At 60.3% G+C, this 15,298-nt stretch carries 19 protein-coding genes; 1 reads left to right on the top strand and 18 read right to left on the bottom strand.

From position 1 onward, the window contains the following. Nucleotides 1-6: 6 nt before the first annotated feature. From LC094_RS11025 to LC094_RS11010, 4 genes are read right to left on the bottom strand one after another with little or no spacing between them, the layout of a single operon-like run. Nucleotides 7-738: an SDR family NAD(P)-dependent oxidoreductase gene (locus LC094_RS11025; protein ID WP_226552844.1), complete on the bottom strand. Its 732-nt coding sequence runs from the start codon at nucleotides 736-738 to the stop codon at nucleotides 7-9. Next, entirely contained in the window at nucleotides 735-1,577 is an 843-nt protein-coding gene (locus LC094_RS11020) for an ABC transporter permease (RefSeq protein WP_226552843.1), read from the bottom strand. The genes LC094_RS11025 and LC094_RS11020 overlap by 4 nt, the downstream gene beginning before the upstream one ends. A 3-nt stretch (nucleotides 1,578-1,580) precedes the next feature. Continuing rightward, a complete protein-coding gene (locus LC094_RS11015; protein ID WP_226552842.1) occupies nucleotides 1,581-2,492 on the bottom strand; it encodes an ABC transporter permease in 912 nt (303 codons plus the stop codon). Then, nucleotides 2,492-3,514: an ABC transporter ATP-binding protein gene (locus LC094_RS11010; protein ID WP_226552841.1), complete on the bottom strand. Its 1,023-nt coding sequence runs from the start codon at nucleotides 3,512-3,514 to the stop codon at nucleotides 2,492-2,494. The genes LC094_RS11015 and LC094_RS11010 overlap by 1 nt, the downstream gene beginning before the upstream one ends. Before the next feature lie 296 nt (nucleotides 3,515-3,810). Between LC094_RS11010 and LC094_RS11005 the strand changes: the two genes are divergently transcribed. Next, nucleotides 3,811-4,827 carry a GntR family transcriptional regulator gene (locus LC094_RS11005; protein ID WP_226552840.1) on the top strand — a complete coding sequence of 339 codons (1,017 nt, stop codon included), beginning with the start codon at nucleotides 3,811-3,813 and terminating at the stop codon, nucleotides 4,825-4,827. A gap of 16 nt (nucleotides 4,828-4,843) precedes the next feature. Here LC094_RS11005 and hypE read toward each other — a convergent pair whose 3' ends face one another. From hypE to LC094_RS10935, 14 genes are all read right to left on the bottom strand, one after another. Continuing rightward, nucleotides 4,844-5,869: a hydrogenase expression/formation protein HypE gene (hypE, locus tag LC094_RS11000; RefSeq protein ID WP_226552839.1), complete on the bottom strand. Its 1,026-nt coding sequence runs from the start codon at nucleotides 5,867-5,869 to the stop codon at nucleotides 4,844-4,846. Between the two features lie 84 nt (nucleotides 5,870-5,953). Next, the gene (gene hypD / locus LC094_RS10995; protein WP_226552838.1) at nucleotides 5,954-7,096 is read right to left on the bottom strand and encodes a hydrogenase formation protein HypD; all 1,143 of its coding nucleotides are present in this window, start codon (nucleotides 7,094-7,096) and stop codon (nucleotides 5,954-5,956) included. Further along, nucleotides 7,093-7,383 (bottom strand): HypC/HybG/HupF family hydrogenase formation chaperone, encoded by a 291-nt coding sequence (hypC, locus tag LC094_RS10990; protein ID WP_226552837.1) that lies wholly within the window; start codon nucleotides 7,381-7,383, stop codon nucleotides 7,093-7,095. Before hypC ends, hypD begins: the two co-directional genes overlap by 4 nt. 3 nt (nucleotides 7,384-7,386) lie before the next feature. Continuing rightward, entirely contained in the window at nucleotides 7,387-8,877 is a 1,491-nt protein-coding gene (locus LC094_RS10985) for a sigma-54-dependent transcriptional regulator (RefSeq protein WP_226552836.1), read from the bottom strand. A 2-nt stretch (nucleotides 8,878-8,879) separates the two neighbouring features. Continuing rightward, complete coding sequence (gene hypB, locus LC094_RS10980) at nucleotides 8,880-9,749, bottom strand: hydrogenase nickel incorporation protein HypB (RefSeq protein WP_226552835.1); 870 nt, start codon at nucleotides 9,747-9,749, stop codon at nucleotides 8,880-8,882. After that, entirely contained in the window at nucleotides 9,749-10,090 is a 342-nt protein-coding gene (gene hypA / locus LC094_RS10975) for a hydrogenase maturation nickel metallochaperone HypA (RefSeq protein ID WP_226552834.1), read from the bottom strand. The genes hypB and hypA overlap by 1 nt, the downstream gene beginning before the upstream one ends. Further along, complete coding sequence (locus LC094_RS10970; protein WP_226552833.1) at nucleotides 10,083-10,952, bottom strand: hydrogenase expression/formation protein HupK; 870 nt, start codon at nucleotides 10,950-10,952, stop codon at nucleotides 10,083-10,085. The genes hypA and LC094_RS10970 overlap by 8 nt, the downstream gene beginning before the upstream one ends. 3 nt (nucleotides 10,953-10,955) lie before the next feature. Then, a complete protein-coding gene (gene hybE, locus LC094_RS10965; RefSeq protein WP_226552832.1) occupies nucleotides 10,956-11,819 on the bottom strand; it encodes a [NiFe]-hydrogenase assembly chaperone HybE in 864 nt (287 codons plus the stop codon). Next, on the bottom strand, nucleotides 11,816-12,655 hold the full coding sequence (locus LC094_RS10960) for a hydrogenase expression/formation protein (RefSeq protein ID WP_226552831.1): 840 nt from the start codon (nucleotides 12,653-12,655) through the stop codon (nucleotides 11,816-11,818). Before LC094_RS10960 ends, hybE begins: the two co-directional genes overlap by 4 nt. A gap of 33 nt (nucleotides 12,656-12,688) precedes the next feature. After that, entirely contained in the window at nucleotides 12,689-13,075 is a 387-nt protein-coding gene (locus LC094_RS10955) for a thioredoxin domain-containing protein (protein WP_226552830.1), read from the bottom strand. Further along, entirely contained in the window at nucleotides 13,072-13,392 is a 321-nt protein-coding gene (locus tag LC094_RS10950; RefSeq protein ID WP_226552829.1) for a HypC/HybG/HupF family hydrogenase formation chaperone, read from the bottom strand. Before LC094_RS10950 ends, LC094_RS10955 begins: the two co-directional genes overlap by 4 nt. A gap of 1 nt (nucleotide 13,393) precedes the next feature. After that, complete coding sequence (locus LC094_RS10945; RefSeq protein ID WP_226552828.1) at nucleotides 13,394-14,002, bottom strand: HyaD/HybD family hydrogenase maturation endopeptidase; 609 nt, start codon at nucleotides 14,000-14,002, stop codon at nucleotides 13,394-13,396. Between the two features lie 308 nt (nucleotides 14,003-14,310). Next, complete coding sequence (gene cybH / locus LC094_RS10940; RefSeq protein WP_219786461.1) at nucleotides 14,311-15,093, bottom strand: Ni/Fe-hydrogenase, b-type cytochrome subunit; 783 nt, start codon at nucleotides 15,091-15,093, stop codon at nucleotides 14,311-14,313. Nucleotides 15,094-15,095: 2 nt separating this feature from the next. Further along, entirely contained in the window at nucleotides 15,096-15,293 is a 198-nt protein-coding gene (locus tag LC094_RS10935; RefSeq protein WP_226552827.1) for a hypothetical protein, read from the bottom strand. Nucleotides 15,294-15,298 lie beyond the last annotated feature (5 nt).

Here is a 15,298-nt window from a genome sequence, read left to right as displayed (position 1 = left end):
CTGGGGTCACAACATGACGTCGCCGGAGTTCGGCCCGAGCGTTTGCCCGACGAACAGAGCGGCATCGTCAGAGACGAGGAAGGAGACGACACCGCCAATCTCCGCCGGAGAGCCAAAGCGCCCGAGCGGAAGTTCCGCGCGCTTCGCGGTCTTCCAATCCTCGGAAAGCGCCTCGACAAGCGGCGTGTTGATCGGTCCGGGCGCCACAGCATTGACGCGCACGCCCTGGGTCGAGACCTCGCGGGCCAGAGACTTCGTCATGCCGATCACGGCGGCCTTGGCACCGGCGTAATGGACCAGTTCCACCCCGCCGATTTGGCCGAGCTGCGAGGCGATGTTGACGATATGCCCCTGCCCCTTTGCCAGCATCGCGGGCAGGCACGCGCGGGTGCAGAGGTAGTTGCCTCGCACATGCACCGCGAAGATTTTGTCGAACATGGCAGGCTCGATCTCGGTGAACCGCGCCTGATGGCCAAAGCCCGCGTTGTTGACCAAAATCTCCGGCGCGCCGAAATCTTCGGTGATCAGATCGACCATCTCGGTGACGGCGGCCTCATCGCTGACATCGGCGGCATAGGCGCCTGCGACACCGCCGGCGGCGTGGATTTTCTCGACGGTCGCCTTCGCGGCCTCAAGCGAGAGATCGTTGACGGCAACCGTGTGACCATCTGCGGCAAGGCGAAGCGCAATGGCCGCACCGATGCCTGAGCCTGCGCCCGTGACGAGAGCAATCATCATGCGTCCTCCTGACCGGAATAACGGGAGGCCTTCGAGGTGAAGCGTTTCATCAAGAGGCCGTAGATCACCAGAAGCGTGAAGCTGAACAGCGTGGTCAGCACCCCGAAGGCGAAGATGTTGGGATAGATCTCCACCGAGAACGTCCCGTAGATCGCCAGCGGCAGCGTCAGTTCGCGACCGGCCGTAAAGAGTGTGCGGGCAAATTCGTCATAGCTGAGCGTGAAGGAGAACAGCATGGCGGAGAGCACGCCGGGGAAGATGATCGGGAAGGTCACGCGGCGGAAGGTCTGCGCCGGGCTGACCCCCAAGGAGAGCGAAGCTTCTTCGACGGTGCGGTCGAACCGGTTGAAAATGGCCAGCATCACGAGGAAGGCGAATGGATAGGTGTAGACCACATGCAGCACGAAAGAGGTGCCCCACCACGCCCGGGCGATGCCCAGAGTGTTGGACAAAAGCGCCATGCCAAGCCCCACCAAAACGCCGGGCACCATCATGCCGAGGATGATCAGGTAGAACGCGGGCCCTGAGCCCTTGAACCGGGTGCGGAAGGCTTCGGCGCTCATGACGCCCAGAACGGTCGAGACCACGGTGGTCATGAAGGCCAGCACGATCGAGCGCAGCAGGCTATCGCCCACCGGAAGCTGCGAGACGCGGGAGGTTTCGGCAAAGCCCAAGAGGTGCTCGTACCAGTAGACGGACCACTCGCGGATCGGGAATTGCGGGCCGCCATCGGCGCTTTGGAACGACAGGATCGTGAGAACGATCATCGGCCCATAAAGAAACAGCAGAAAGAGGACGGTATAAAGGGCGAGCGTCGGGCGCAGGATACGGGATTCCATGGCTCACATTTCCTTTCGCAGATCGACGAGACGCAGCGCGAGCGCGATCACGGCGGTGATGATGATGGTGAGAACCACACCGGCGACGGCGGCGAAGGCCCATTTGAGAGAGCCCACCTGGCTCACGATGATGTTGCCCAAGAGGTTGGTCTTGCGGCCCGACAGCGAGGCGGCGGTGGCAAACTCGCCCAGCACCATGACGGAGACAAAGATCGACCCGACCATGACCCCCGGCAGCGACAGCGGCAGGATGATGCGGCGGAAAATCGTCCCGAAAGAGGCGCCGAGATCACGCGCGGCTTCGATCACAGAGATGTCGATCCGACCCAGCATGAAGGTGATCGGCCCGACCATGAACACGCAGTAAATCTGGGTCATGCCAACCAGGACGGAGAATTCGGAGAACAGCAAAAAGGTCAGCGGCTCAGAGATGATCCCGAGTTTCATCAGGATCATGTTGATCGCGCCTTCGGTGCCCAACATCGGACGCCATGCGATGACGCGGATCAGGAACGAGGTCCAGAACGGGATCACACAGGCGACCAAGAGCGCGGTCTGAAGCGTCTTGTTGCGCACGAAAAGCCCGATGAACAAGGCCACCGGATAGCCAACGACGATGGTCGCGATCAAAACGATGAGCCAAATCCGCAGCGTGGTCCAGATCGCGCCCAGATAGGTCGCGGAACTCAGGAACCGCTCCCAGCTGGCCGTGGTCAGGGTCGAGTTCACGGAGAAGGTGGTCTGGGTCCAGAAGGACACATATATCACCATGGCCATCGGCAGAACCATGAAAAGAGTCATCCACAAAAGCCCCGGCGACAAAAGCGCGATGGCGCGGCGACGGTCCTTTTTCTCGCGAAGCTCAGCGGGGGAATGGGGGGTGGTGGACGGGGTGTCCGTCGTGAGGGCAGTCATCAGGCGGCTCCGTGGAATTGGCGCAGGGCATCGGCTGCGAAATGAAGGTCATAGCCTTGGCCTTCGACCAGATCGGGAAGGCGTGGCTGGCTGAGGTGATCGACGACCTGCAAGAGGGTGCCGTCTGCAGCGCGGAAGAACGACAAGGCGGTCGGCCCGTTGAATTCGCCGGTGAGATAGGTGGCGTGCAACGATGGGCGCTCGGTCGGGGCGGCCCCTGGGTCGCTCACATCGATCTGATCGAACCGCACGGCGATCGGTCCCTGCCCCAAGTCATGGCTACAAAGACCGGCATCAAAAATATTCCAGGCATTGAGGTGGCGCGCGGCCTCGGCATTGCCGGGGTGGCTGAACAACATGTCCGGCGCATCGGATTGCATGATCCGCCCATTGGCGAGCACGGCAACCTGATCGCCCATGGTGAGCGCTTCGGTCTCGGAGCCGGTGACATGCAGGAAGCTGACGCCAAGCCGTTCGCGGATCGCCTTCAACTCGTCGCACATCCGCGAACGCAGGTTGGCGTCAAGCGCGCCGAGCGGCTCATCGAGCAGTACGATCCGCGGCTCACACACCAAAGTGCGGGCCAGCGCGACGCGTTGTCTTTGACCGCCGGAAATCGCGCTCACGCCGCGATGGCCAAAGCCGGTCAGACCGACCAACTCGAGAGCCGCTTCGGTGCGATCCTTTATCTCGGTTTCATTGGTCAGGGGCGCATGGGCGCGGTGCCGCAGACCGAAGGCGACGTTCTCCGCCACGCTCAGATGCGGAAACAGCGCGAAGTTCTGAAACACGAAACCGATGTCACGCAGATGCGAAGGCTGGCCGTCGATGCGCGCGCCATTCAGAGAGATCGTGCCCTGATCCGGCTCTTCGAACCCCGCGATGAGACGCAACAACGTCGTCTTGCCTGCCCCGGACGCCCCCAACAGGGCCATGTAGGTGTTTTCCGGAACGACGAAGTCCACGCCATCCAAGGCCGTCGCACCGCCATATCGGCGACTTACCTGATTGAGAGTCAGCACTGAATATTCCCCGCGTCGAGTTTTTCGATTTTCTTGATACAAACATCAATTCATTCGAGTCGGCAAAGTAAAAAATGACTTTTGCATTCCAAAAATCATTTTTTACACGCATCGCGCGATAAGGATTTCAGATTTTTGCCCTATAATTAGACAATTTAGCTATTTTTTTGATCAGAAGGAAAATTTGAGACGACGAGCTTTTCAATTTATCGATTTTCTGTATTCAAAAACAAATTGCTTCCAACCATTCCAGCAGCCACCTATTGTCAGGAGAAGATTCACGGAAAGAGGCTATGATGACCGTTACCGAAGCCACGTCCCGCAGCAGCGACGACAGTGACAAGCGCGCGCCTCTTTTCGAACTGGCGGCCGAACTCATTCGCAACAATATCGCCCAGGGCTACCTCTATCCCGGCCTCGTTCTGCAAGAGAGCGCACTGTCCGAACGGCTCGACATGTCGCGCGCGACGGTCAAACGCGCCTTGGAGATCATTGAGGACGAAGGCGGCGTCGCGCGGTTTTCCGGACGCGGCTTTGTGGTCTCTAACCCTTTGTCCGGGGAGCAAAATATCCCGAAGCGCGAGGACCTGCGCCAGATTGAGCTTGACCTGACCACCCTCGACGGCAGCGCCGGAAAGCCAAGCTGGCTGCGGGTCTACGATGATGTGGCCTATTACGTCACACGCTGTCCGGTGTTCGGCGGCTACCGTATCTTCGAGGGGCAAATGGCGGAGGAATACGGCGTATCCCGCACCATTGTCCGCGATGTGCTGGGCCGCCTTCAGGAGCGCGGCCTGATCCACAAAAGCCGCACCTCGCGCTGGATCGTCGAGCCCCTGACGTCAAAGAAGATCAAAGACAAATACGAATTGCGCGGCATTTTGGAGGTGGCGGCGCTGTCTTCGGCGAAACTTCCGACCGAGCAACTGCGGGAATTGGCCGACGAAATTCGCGCCCTCTCCGCACAGAGCGCCCCGACGCCTGCGCAATGGTTCTCGGTGGATCGACGGTTTTTCGAAATGGTGGTGCTGACCACGCCGAACGAAGATCTGGCGAATTACGCCACCAACAACCGGCTGGCATTGGAGGCCTGTCAGGCTGCGTTCTTCTCGCTGGGTCTTCCGCCCGACACGCAATCCATCCTTGAGCTGGCTCAGGTGATCGAACTGGCGCTTGCGGGTTCTATCAGGGCGGCGGAAAGCATGTTGGCGATGCATTTGAAAAAGGCACGCGACCGCACGATTGCCCAGCTCAAGATCACCGCGATCCTGCCACCGCCATCCGATTTCCCGTCTTACCTACAATTTACGTGAGGCGTCGCAGCCGCCATCAACAAATGCGCGGCAGCTGCTCTCCGACCAACATATCGACGATGCGCCCCCCGCCGAACAGGGTCCGCATCGTCACCCTCGGCCCAGCACCGGCAACCTTCGCCTGACCGATCACCACGGCGCCTTCTCCCTCCGGGACGGATCGCATGGCGGACAGCGCGGCGTCGACCTCCTCTGGCGCGACAAACACCACCAGAGTGCCTTCGTTGGCAAGATAAAGCGGATCAAGCCCGAGGATTTCACACATGCCTTTGACTTCCGCCCGGATCGGCAGGGTCTCTTCGGAGATTTCGATGGCGACATCGGCCTCCCCCGCGATCTCGTTCAGAGCGGAGGCGAGACCACCCCGGGTCGCGTCCCGCGCACAGCGCAGAGAGGGGCAGGCCGCCGAGACCGCCGCCATGAGGTGACCGAGGCTCGCACAATCGGATTGAATGTCGGCGCTGAGCGCCATGTCCCCCCGCGCCGCCAAAATCGCAGCACCATGATCGCCCAGCACGTGGTTCACAATCGCCACATCGCCCGGCTGCACATGCGTCGCCCCCAGATCGAGACCGGGCGGGATGACCCCCACGCCGGAGGTCGTGACAAAGACCTTATCCGCAGATCCGCGCCCGACGACTTTCGTGTCGCCCGTGACGATTTTGACCCCGGCCTTGTCGGCCTCCTCTTTCATCGCAGAGACGATGCGGCGCAACAGATCGATGTCGGTGCCCTCTTCGATGATGAAGGCCGCCGACAACCACAGAGGCGTCGCGCCCCCCACAGCCAGATCGTTCACCGTGCCACAGACCGCGATCTTGCCGATATTGCCGCCGGGAAATTCGACCGGATCGACCACAAAGCTGTCGGTCGTGAAGGCAAGCCGCGCGCCCGGCTGTTGCAAAGCATCCGCCATGAGACGCGCCTGATCCTCAGAGCTTTCGGGCTCGAAGACGGAGGTGAACACCTCGCCGATCAGATCGCGCATGGCTTTGCCGCCGCCCCCATGGGCGAGCGTGACGTGTTGATCTCTGAGTGCCATGTCTCGTCTTTCTTCTTGGCTCAAATAGTCATTCTGCGGCTTGCGCCGCACAGGTCTTATTCCGCCGCTTCCGCGGCACATGCCTTATTGCGCGGCTTCCGCTGCGCGGGCTCCACCATATTGATAATAAGCCGCGCAAGCCCCTTCGGAGCTGACCATCAAGGCGCCCAAAGGCATTTCGGGCGTGCAGCCTTTGCCAAATTGCGGGCATCCGGTCGGTTTGAGCCGCCCCGTCATCACCGCCCCACAGGCGCATCCCTCGGGTTCTTGCACCGAGCGCTGGCCCGCTGCATAGCCGATGCCGAATTTCTCCTCGGCATCAAATGCACGGTATTTTTCACGGATTTTAAGGCCGGAATGATCAATTTCCCCCAGACCACGCCACTCAAACGTGGGCCGCATTTCATAGACATCCGCGATTGCCGCGATCGACACCGGGTTGCCGTGTTCCGGCACAACCCGCGCGTATTGGTTTTCGACCTCCGCCCGTCGATCACGAATTTGTTCCAGCACCATCATCACCGATTGCAACAAATCAAGCGGCTCAAAACCCGCGACCACGATGGGTTTGCCGTAATCTTCGGCGATGAAATCATAGGGATGCGTGCCGATCACCATGGACACATGGCCCGGCCCGACAAAACCGTCGAGCATCATATGCGGATCGTCCAAAAGCGCCTTGATCGGCGGCGGCACGGTGATGTGATTGCAGAAGATCGAGAAATTGGTGAGGTCCTCGCGCGCCGCCTGCTGGATCGAGAGCGCCGTCGAGGGCGTCGTGGTCTCGAACCCCAGCCCAAAGAACACCACTTCGCGATCCGGGTTGCGCCGCGCCAGTTCCAGCGCGTCCAAAGGCGAATAGACCATGCGGATGTCAGCGCCGGCGGCCTTGGCCTGCATCAGCGATTTCTTCTGTCCGGGCACACGCATCGCGTCCCCGAAGGTGGTGAAAATCACCTCAGGGCGCTCGGCAATCTCGACACATTCATCGACCCGCGCCATCGGCAGAACACAGACGGGACAGCCCGGACCGTGAATGAACTCGACGCCTTCGGGTGTCAGTTTATCAAGGCCATAACGAAAGATCGCATGGGTGTGCCCGCCGCAAATCTCCATGATGTAGACCGGCTTCTCCTTGGTCGCACCGATCTCATCCGTCAGCTCGGCGATCCGTGCCAAAAGCGCTTTCGCGGCTTTCGGATCGCGAAATTCCTCTGCGTATTTCATGCCCCGACCTCCAACGCGCGATCCCCTGCGGCCATCGCCTCATGCGCCTCTTGGGTCTCGCCCAGATCATGAAGCGCCTTCAAGGTGGCTGCGGCCTCCTCTTCGTCGATGATCGCCATGGCGAAACCGACGTGAATCAGGGCCCATTTGCCGATCAACGCCTCGATGGCCCCGGTCAGAACCGGCGCGATGTTGACCTCACGTTTGACGCCGGACACATCGGCCAGGGCCATCAAGCGCGTCTCATCGGTGATCTTGACGATCTGTCCCGGAATTCCCAGACACATGGCTTACTCCTCCTCGCTCGACGTTGGCTCAGAATGACGCTTCTGGTCCACCAACCCGTAGCGTTCGATTTTGGCCCGAAGGCCCACACGCGACAGGCCCAGTTCATTGGCGGCGCGGCTTTTGTTCCATTTCAAACGCGTCAGCGTCTCGCGCAGAATGCGCATTTCGATTTGTTCGACCCGATCTTTCAACGAGCCGGTTCCGATCAAGACCCGGTCGACGGATGTTTCCGTTTCCGCATCGGACACAGGGCTCGCCTGAAGGATATGACGCGAGATCAGTTCCGGCCCCAAAAGCGCATCTTGCGAAAAGATCAGCATGCGCACGATCTCGTTTTCAAGCTCGCGCATATTGCCGGGCCAGTCGTATTCCGACAGGAATTGCAGCGCATCGTCCGAAAGACCGCTGACCGGTTTGCCATGTTTCTCGGCCATTTCGAACAAAAGGGTTTGCGCCAAAATCGCAAGATCCCCGACACGGTCGCGCAGCGGCGGCACGGTCAATCCCGCCTTCGCCAGGGCATAGTAAAGCTCGGAATTAAAACGGCCTTCCGCAACCTCGATCCGCAGATCGCGCTCCGTTCCCGCCAAAAGCCGCACTTGAGTATGCCGCAACTCATGGCCGCCCACAGGACGAAACGCCCCGTCGCGCACGGCGCGCAAGAGCAAAAGCTGCAAGCGTGGCGACAGGTTGGAGACGCCGGAGAGATAGAGCGTGCCCCTGTCCACCTTTTGGAACAGGCCTGTCTTGTGGCTGGTCAGCCCGGGCAAGGCGCCGCGCCGCGCACCGAAAAGTTCGATCTCCAGAATATCGTCGTCGACGGAGGAGCAATCGAATTCGAAATAGGGTTTCTCTGAGCGCAGGGAACTATAATGCATCGCGCGGGCCAACTGGCCTTTGCCCGTGCCGTTTTCGCCGGTGATCACCACGGGCACATCGAAGGTCGCGAATTGGCGGGCCTGTTCGATGACAGCATTCATCGGCGAATTGACCGCACGCAAAACCGCCTCGAAGCCAAGCCCCTCGCGCAGGGCCTTGCGCTGTTCCTCAATCTTGGCTTCGACAGAACGCGACAGATACCGCATCTCCAGAGACATGCGATCATGGTCGCGCGTCAAACGAAAGAGATCGGTCGCGTTTTTGGCCACCATCATCAGATGATCCGGGTGCCAAGGTTTGGTCAGGAACTGATAGATCCCCGCATCGTTGATCGCGGAAATCATGTCGCCGGTTTCCGTGTAGCCCGTGATGATGATCCGCACCGTCTCGGGCCAGTGTTCCCGCACTTCGGTCAGGAACTCGACGCCGGTCGTGCCGGGCATGCGATGATCGCAAAAGATCACCTGCACGAAATGCTCTTGCATCAGGCCACGCGCCTCTTCGGCATTCATGGCGGTCAGACACTCGAAGTCGTCTTCGAGCGCCATGCGCATGGCGGCGAGGCTGTGTTCCTCGTCGTCAACCAAAAGGATCGTGGGCAACGGGTCCGACATGATCAGCCCTGCGCGACCGGTGCTGCGGCCGGTTTTGCCGCAAGACGATCACGCAGCCATTGGACCCAAGTCTCCATGCCTTCGCCGGTCTTGGCCGAGATGCGCAGGATTTCGATGCCCGGATTAACGCGCCGCAAGTTGGCCTCGTAGAGATCGAGATCGACATCGCAATAGGGAGCCAGATCGACTTTATTGAGCAGCGCGATCTCAGAAACGGTGAACATATCGGGATATTTCAGGGGCTTATCCTCGCCCTCGGTGACCGAAATCACCGCCACCTTGCAATCTTCGCCCAAATCGAACCCGGCGGGGCAGACGAGATTGCCGACGTTCTCGATAAAGAGCATGGCGTTTTGACCCAGCGCCAGATGCTCCATCGCATGTCCGACCATATGCCCGTCGAGATGGCAGCCCTTGCCGGTGTTGACCTGAACCGCCTTGGCGCCTGTCGCGCGGATGCGTTCGGCATCGTTGGCGGTTTGCTGATCGCCCTCGATGACGGCCAGAGGCTGGTCACCCAGCATCTCGATGGTCTTGCACAACAGCGTGGTTTTGCCGGAGCCCGGCGAGGAGACGAGGTTGATCGCAAAGCTGCCCAGAGCGGAGAGAGCCGCGCGGTTCACTTCGGCGTAGCGATCGTTCTTTGCGAGAATATCCGTCTCGATCTCGATCAGCCGCTCTTGCGACATGCCCGGCACTTCGACGCCCGCAGGCCCCTGTCCGAAATGCATGTCATCGCCGTGATGGTGATGATGGTGGTCATGAGCGTGGCTGTGGTTGTGATCATGGGGGTGGTCATGATGATGACCGTGATCATGACGGTGACCGTGGCCCTCCACACTCGCCGTTCCGCATCCGCATACTGTACACATCAGAGCACCTCCAAGTCCTTGATCCTCATTTCGTCGCCCCCGATGGGCATCAGCTTGCCGCCGCCACAAGTCGGGCAGAGGTCGAGCCGGCTCTCGATTTCAACCTGCTTCATACAGTCGTAGCACATCGCAGCCCCCGGCAGGTCGATCATCTCCAAGATCGCGCCTTCGGCGACAGAACCGCGCATCACCACCTCAAAGGCAAACTCAAGCGCAGGCTTTTCCACCCCCGCGAATTTGCCGATCTCGACGCGCACGGTTTTCACGCCGCTGAATTTGTTTTTCACGGCGGCATCCTCGATCACCGAACGGATGCCTTCGCAAAGCGACATCTCATGCATGCCTCCGTCCTCCGCGCAAACTCACCGGGCTGCAGGGGTCCAGCACATCGACCAAAAGCGGCGCCATCGCGTGTTTCGTCTCGGGCAGGCTGGCCAAAGACTGCGCCATAATCCCGCCCGGTGCCATCATGTGATCGGTCGGCGTGACGCGTTCGAACTGCGTGACGACACCCGCCTCGACCTGCGCCCGCATCGCATAGGCGCCGCGCGAGGCCGGAACGACGACCCACCCCTCGGCGAGTCTCCTGGGCGTGGGCACATCGCCGCGCACACATGCCGCCAGATCCAACATCCGCGCCACGGCCCGCCACAAGGGGCCGCGACCATGCGATGCCTCAAGGGCCTTCATCAGCGGATGCGTGGACTGCCTCGCCGCCACGGAGTTTTCGCAGGCGCCTGCCTGCGTCACGTTCTGATCGGACACAGCCTCGACCTGCGCCGTGGCCTCTCCGGGAGCGAAAAGGTCTTTGAGGCGGCGCAAAACAGTCCCAAGCCCCTTATCACTTTGCAGAAAGGCGTCGAAATCCGCAGCCGTCTCAGGAAGGCGATCGGGCAACAGGGCGTCGGCCCCCTGAGCGATGGGCAGCGGGTCCAGCCCGAGGTGCCGAGGCAAGATGATCCCCAAACGCACCAGATGATCGCGCGCAAAATCCTGCGCCAAATGGGCCGTCATATCCTCACGGATCGGAAGGCCCAGCGCCATATTCACGGCGAGCTCCTGAGCGCTCCGGCACAGGTTGAACACCCGAGGCACCAAGGCCGCCACCTCTTCGACAGGTTTGCCGATCACGAGCTTGGCCACCGGCAAGGTCGGGGGCAGCGTCGCGCGCAAATCGCCTGTGTCGAACGCGGTGACAGACATGGTTTATTCGGTCTCCTCGGTGGCAATCACGTCTTGGGGCTCAGGTGTTTTGCTCAGCCCGGCGGTCAAAATCTGGCGGCGCGTCGGCGCCTCGGACCTCACCTCTGCGCGGTTTTCACGCTCAGCGGCCTCGCGTTCAGCCGCCTCGGCAGCGGCCAGCTCCTCTTCGCGCGCGGCCCGGATGTCCGCGCTGCGATCCGTCTCAGCCCGGTGTTCTTCCTGAAACAGGGCGACCATCACCGCGTTGCCAACGTCGACGGCCTGCGCCTGTGTCTTGAAATCCCCCATGGGAGAGAACAGGGAACAGGCCTTATACCCGCCCGTTTGCTCGCGCGTGTTGTGGATAAATTCATAGTCCCCGGAGGGAAAAGACAAGACCTCTTTTTCGCCCGCCTTGAGGCCCTCCCAATCCTCGCCGTCGGCGGGCAAGAGGACCAAATTCATGAACCACGGCGAAATCAGAACGCCCAGAGGCCGGCCTTCATATTCCATGAACCCCACGTCCTGCACATGCAGCACCTTGTTGACGATCGGAACATCGCGCATCTTGGCGTGCCAAACCTCGGTGAAATCGCGGACCAAGGCCTCGGTGCGCCGCGCCAGCCGGGCCGCCGCCTGCATTGCGTCCGAACCGGGGTCTTCGGAGACGAGAAATTGTTCCTTGGGCGCATCGCAATTGGGGCATTTCCAATCGTCTGGCAAGGCGAGAAACGGGGTGCCGGGAAGCACTTGCCGTGTGTCGTCCCCCTCTACCGGATCGTAGGGCGTCCAGCAGATTTTGCACTCCATGATCGCCTGATCGGAGATTTTGTCATTGGCCCCGAGAAAGGAGCCCTCGAACCCGATTGTCGTCCCTCCCCCGCTCATTGGATGGCCTCCAAAACTTCGCGAAGACGCTCGCCGCTGTCGATCAAGTCCTCATTGGCCGCCAGCGCCACTTCGGGCATCTCGGTGACTTCGAACGTGTCGAGAATGAGCGTGTCCATCGAATTGAAAAACTGCACCCGCCACACATGCGGCAAAGCTGTCGCTGTCACCCGGCAATTGCCGTAGCCCCGCGACAGGATGTCGGTCGCGCCCTGTCCCAGAGCAACATCGAGCCAAACAAGGTCCTCTTCGGTATGCGGCAAAAGCGTCAGGTTGATCACATGTGCCTCCGCGCCGGGCACGTAGGCTTTGGATTTGTCCTCAAGCTCGACCAGAAGCGGCGGCGCGTTGACCACCGCCGGATTGCGCGGCGCGTCTGCGCCCTGCCCGACCCGCATCGGTTTGAAAGCCGAGGTGCGCGCAATGCGCGGCACACTCCCGACTTCGATCGCATCAAGCCCCGCAGCCTGAAGCATCCAGACACCGGCGAAGACGCTTTCCTGAACCTTGATCGACGGCAGGCCCCGCACCTTCATCGCCACTTCGCCCGCCCCCATCGTTTCCGCGATCAGGGCGCGGTTCGGCGCGTCAAGCTTCGAGAGATCGAAAGGGTCGACATCGGCGCCCTCAGCCACCTGAACGCAGGCCTCCGACAGACGAGCAAGCAGATCAAGCGCCGGCTTCAGATCATCGCTGAGCTCCACTTCCGGATAATGCGTTGTATAGGTCCGCATGTCCTGAGGCATCTGCATGTATTCAAGCTCGGTTCCATCCTCTTCGGACGGCTGCGATCCGGGACCATATCCCATGGGCGGCAATTGGAAATTATTGACCATCTGTGTCTCTCTCAGGTGCTCAGGCGCTCTGGCTCAGGCGGTTTCTGGTGTCGGCATCGCGAGGATTTGCGCGATACGGCTCATGTAATCGTCCCAATCCCGCACCTTGGGGATGCCCGCGAGAAAGACGCCTTCGCGGTAGAACAACAGAGACGGGGTTTTCAGCACACGGGTCGCCTCGCGCAGCTTTGTCTCAATCGGATCGGCCACAACGGCACAGTCGAACCTGCCCTGAAACGTCAATTTAAGCTCCGGCAGGATCACCGCCACATCAGCCGTTTCCAGATTGCGTTTCGCGTCTCCCGGAATGAACAGGACATGCACGCCCGAACGGGTTATGAAGTCCGCGACATCGTGGTCCGTCTCCAAAAGCGGCCAGCCCATCTCAGCGGTCAGGCGATCAATCAACGGGTGGCTCATGCGGTGGTCTCCCCTTTGGCGAGTGCAGCCTGCAGATGCGGCGGCAATTGTGGTTCACGGTTGTCGAGATCGGCGAAGGCATCGCCCAGATCACGCCCTTCCATCAGGGCGGCCAATCCGCCCAGAGCCTTTTGAATTTTGAGGGCTTCCTCTTCCGAGATCACCTCGCGGGCGGTTCCAAGAAAGGTCAGAACCCAAGTGCCCGGTTCGACCGGCCCCGTGAGGGCGAGATCGATCAGGTGTTTGTGCGTGCCGTCAAACGCGGTCGCGGCGAGGTCCTCGCGAAAGAGGATTTGCATGGGAACACCGACGCACATGTCAGGCGCCTTGTGGCAGGAAACGGTCGTCTCCGACGCGGCAGGCCTCGTCCTCGGAGGGGCGCCCCTCTTCGTAGGCCCCGCGCAGGATCGACGGATCGGCGAGATCATTGCTTTCGGTCCGACCTTCGCGCACCTCGATGCCGAGCGCGCGCAGTTTCTCGACCGCGATGGCGAGCGCGGGGGCAATCTGGGCAGCGACAACATCGCGAAGCCCGCCACCGTAATCTTCAAGCTCTTCGGGCTGACAGCCGATCAGAATGAGTTTCTCCGGACAATAGCCCATGAGTTGGGCCGTCGCGATGACGTCTTGGAACCCCGTCTGATGCAGGGACATTTTCTTGGCGCCCATAAAGGCCGGAACCTCGTCGTCTTCGACGATTTTCAACGTGCCCGGCGTCAGGCCGTAATCCACGGCGTCGAACACCAAAAGCGTGTCGACCTCTTCGAGAAACGGCAAAAGATAGAGTCCCTGCGTGCCGCCATCGAGCAGCCGCACGTCCGGCCCGAACGCATAGCTTTCCGCCAAAGTTTCGACGCAGCGCACGCCGAACCCCTCGTCCGCCCACAGGACATTTCCGATCCCAAGAACAAGAACCTTCGCAGTCATCTGCTCTTCCTCCCGTCCCATCCACCGCTTTCATCGCGCGTTTTGCGTCTTTCAAAAGTGGATGGTTTATTTCCGATATTTGCGTTCACCGATCATAGGCTTTCTGATTTTCGCCTTCATCGAAATTTCGGAATACTGTGGAATACTGTTAAGCCCTGAAAAACACTCGAAGATTTCACCCCCGCGGCTCGCCCCTCCGAAAAGAAGTGAAATCTAACTTTCCACTCTTTTCAAAAAACGGAAAGAAATAATACACAAAAGGCGGAGCATGGCCCCGCCTTTCCTATGTGCTCGCCTGACTCGCCGCCTTATTCGGGGCGCGTGTCCTTGAACGTCCGCGTGCCCGAAATCATCGTCGAGACCATGGACTGGCGCGACAGGATGTCTTCGCGGATCGCGGCGTAGATGTGGATGATCATGAAAACCACGATGAACCACATGCCGAGATGATGCACCGAATGCACGATCTGGCTGTTGCCAAAGAGCGTGAGAACCCAGCCTGCGGCATGATCCGCAAAACTGCCCTGCCCCGTGCCTTCGGAGTAAAGCGCCCATCCGGTCAGGATCATGAAGGTCAGCCCGAGCGTCATGAAAAAGAACATGGCCGTCTGCGCCAGCGGGTTGTGGCCCACATATTTCTTCGGCTCTTTCTCAAGGAAAGCGTACCATTTCAGTTCGAACACAACCTCCTGCCACCAGCGTTTTTTCCAGACCGGAAGATAGAAGAGCTGCTTGGCGTGATGGTTCCCCACGAACGCCCAATAGATGCGCCCGAAAAAACCAACGGTCACGATCATCCCCGCCGCGAAATGCCCGAAACGGATGTAGCCCATGACAAACTGATGCGTGGCTTCGGCGATCTGCATCGACGGCAGAGGCGAGGCGATGAACCACCCGGTGATACAGAGAATGGTGATCGCCAGCGCATTGACCCAATGCCAAACCCGAACCGGCCATTCATAGACGAAAACCGAGGTCTGATTGCGGATGCTCTCGATATCCTCGTCCCGCGCGTCCCCGGTCAGCCGCGAGGCCTCCATCGGCAGCGGCATGTTGGGGTTCGGATGGTGAATGGAGTCATGATCCGCCATCGTCACTCCTCCTTGCGCTTGGACGCCCGCGCTTTCACCGTGTTGACGATCAGCCAAACGACCACAGCCGCCACGCCGACCATGACAATATGCGCCTCGGTGTGACCCTCAGGCCCCGGCAGGGTGGCGTGGCCCTCATGGGCCATCGCAGGGGCGGCCAGAGCCGCGATGATGGATGCGATTGCACGACCAAGTTTCATGATAT

The organism is Celeribacter naphthalenivorans (assembly GCF_020524585.1).
GTDB classification, from domain to species: Bacteria; Pseudomonadota; Alphaproteobacteria; order Rhodobacterales; family Rhodobacteraceae; genus Celeribacter; species Celeribacter naphthalenivorans.
Note: the sequence above shows the minus strand (reverse complement) of the source record. Positions and strands in the feature narration are given on the sequence as shown.

What these genes read in the sequence shown, in the direction of transcription:
- LC094_RS11025 (WP_226552844.1), bottom strand. Translation starts at nt 738, where the DNA reads ATGATGATTGCTCTCGTCACGGGCGCAGGCTCAGGCATCGGTGCGGCC.
- LC094_RS11020 (WP_226552843.1), bottom strand. Translation starts at nt 1,577, where the DNA reads ATGGAATCCCGTATCCTGCGCCCGACGCTCGCCCTTTATACCGTCCTC.
- LC094_RS11015 (WP_226552842.1), bottom strand. Translation starts at nt 2,492, where the DNA reads ATGACTGCCCTCACGACGGACACCCCGTCCACCACCCCCCATTCCCCC.
- LC094_RS11005 (WP_226552840.1), top strand. Translation starts at nt 3,811, where the DNA reads ATGACCGTTACCGAAGCCACGTCCCGCAGCAGCGACGACAGTGACAAG.
- hypE (WP_226552839.1), bottom strand. Translation starts at nt 5,869, where the DNA reads ATGGCACTCAGAGATCAACACGTCACGCTCGCCCATGGGGGCGGCGGC.
- hypD (WP_226552838.1), bottom strand. Translation starts at nt 7,096, where the DNA reads ATGAAATACGCAGAGGAATTTCGCGATCCGAAAGCCGCGAAAGCGCTT.
- hypC (WP_226552837.1), bottom strand. Translation starts at nt 7,383, where the DNA reads ATGTGTCTGGGAATTCCGGGACAGATCGTCAAGATCACCGATGAGACG.
- LC094_RS10985 (WP_226552836.1), bottom strand. Translation starts at nt 8,877, where the DNA reads ATGTCGGACCCGTTGCCCACGATCCTTTTGGTTGACGACGAGGAACAC.
- hypB (WP_226552835.1), bottom strand. Translation starts at nt 9,749, where the DNA reads ATGTGTACAGTATGCGGATGCGGAACGGCGAGTGTGGAGGGCCACGGT.
- hypA (WP_226552834.1), bottom strand. Translation starts at nt 10,090, where the DNA reads ATGCATGAGATGTCGCTTTGCGAAGGCATCCGTTCGGTGATCGAGGAT.
- LC094_RS10970 (WP_226552833.1), bottom strand. Translation starts at nt 10,952, where the DNA reads ATGTCTGTCACCGCGTTCGACACAGGCGATTTGCGCGCGACGCTGCCC.
- hybE (WP_226552832.1), bottom strand. Translation starts at nt 11,819, where the DNA reads ATGAGCGGGGGAGGGACGACAATCGGGTTCGAGGGCTCCTTTCTCGGG.
- LC094_RS10960 (WP_226552831.1), bottom strand. Translation starts at nt 12,655, where the DNA reads ATGGTCAATAATTTCCAATTGCCGCCCATGGGATATGGTCCCGGATCG.
- LC094_RS10955 (WP_226552830.1), bottom strand. Translation starts at nt 13,075, where the DNA reads ATGAGCCACCCGTTGATTGATCGCCTGACCGCTGAGATGGGCTGGCCG.
- LC094_RS10950 (WP_226552829.1), bottom strand. Translation starts at nt 13,392, where the DNA reads ATGTGCGTCGGTGTTCCCATGCAAATCCTCTTTCGCGAGGACCTCGCC.
- LC094_RS10945 (WP_226552828.1), bottom strand. Translation starts at nt 14,002, where the DNA reads ATGACTGCGAAGGTTCTTGTTCTTGGGATCGGAAATGTCCTGTGGGCG.
- cybH (WP_219786461.1), bottom strand. Translation starts at nt 15,093, where the DNA reads ATGGCGGATCATGACTCCATTCACCATCCGAACCCCAACATGCCGCTG.
- LC094_RS10935 (WP_226552827.1), bottom strand. Translation starts at nt 15,293, where the DNA reads ATGAAACTTGGTCGTGCAATCGCATCCATCATCGCGGCTCTGGCCGCC.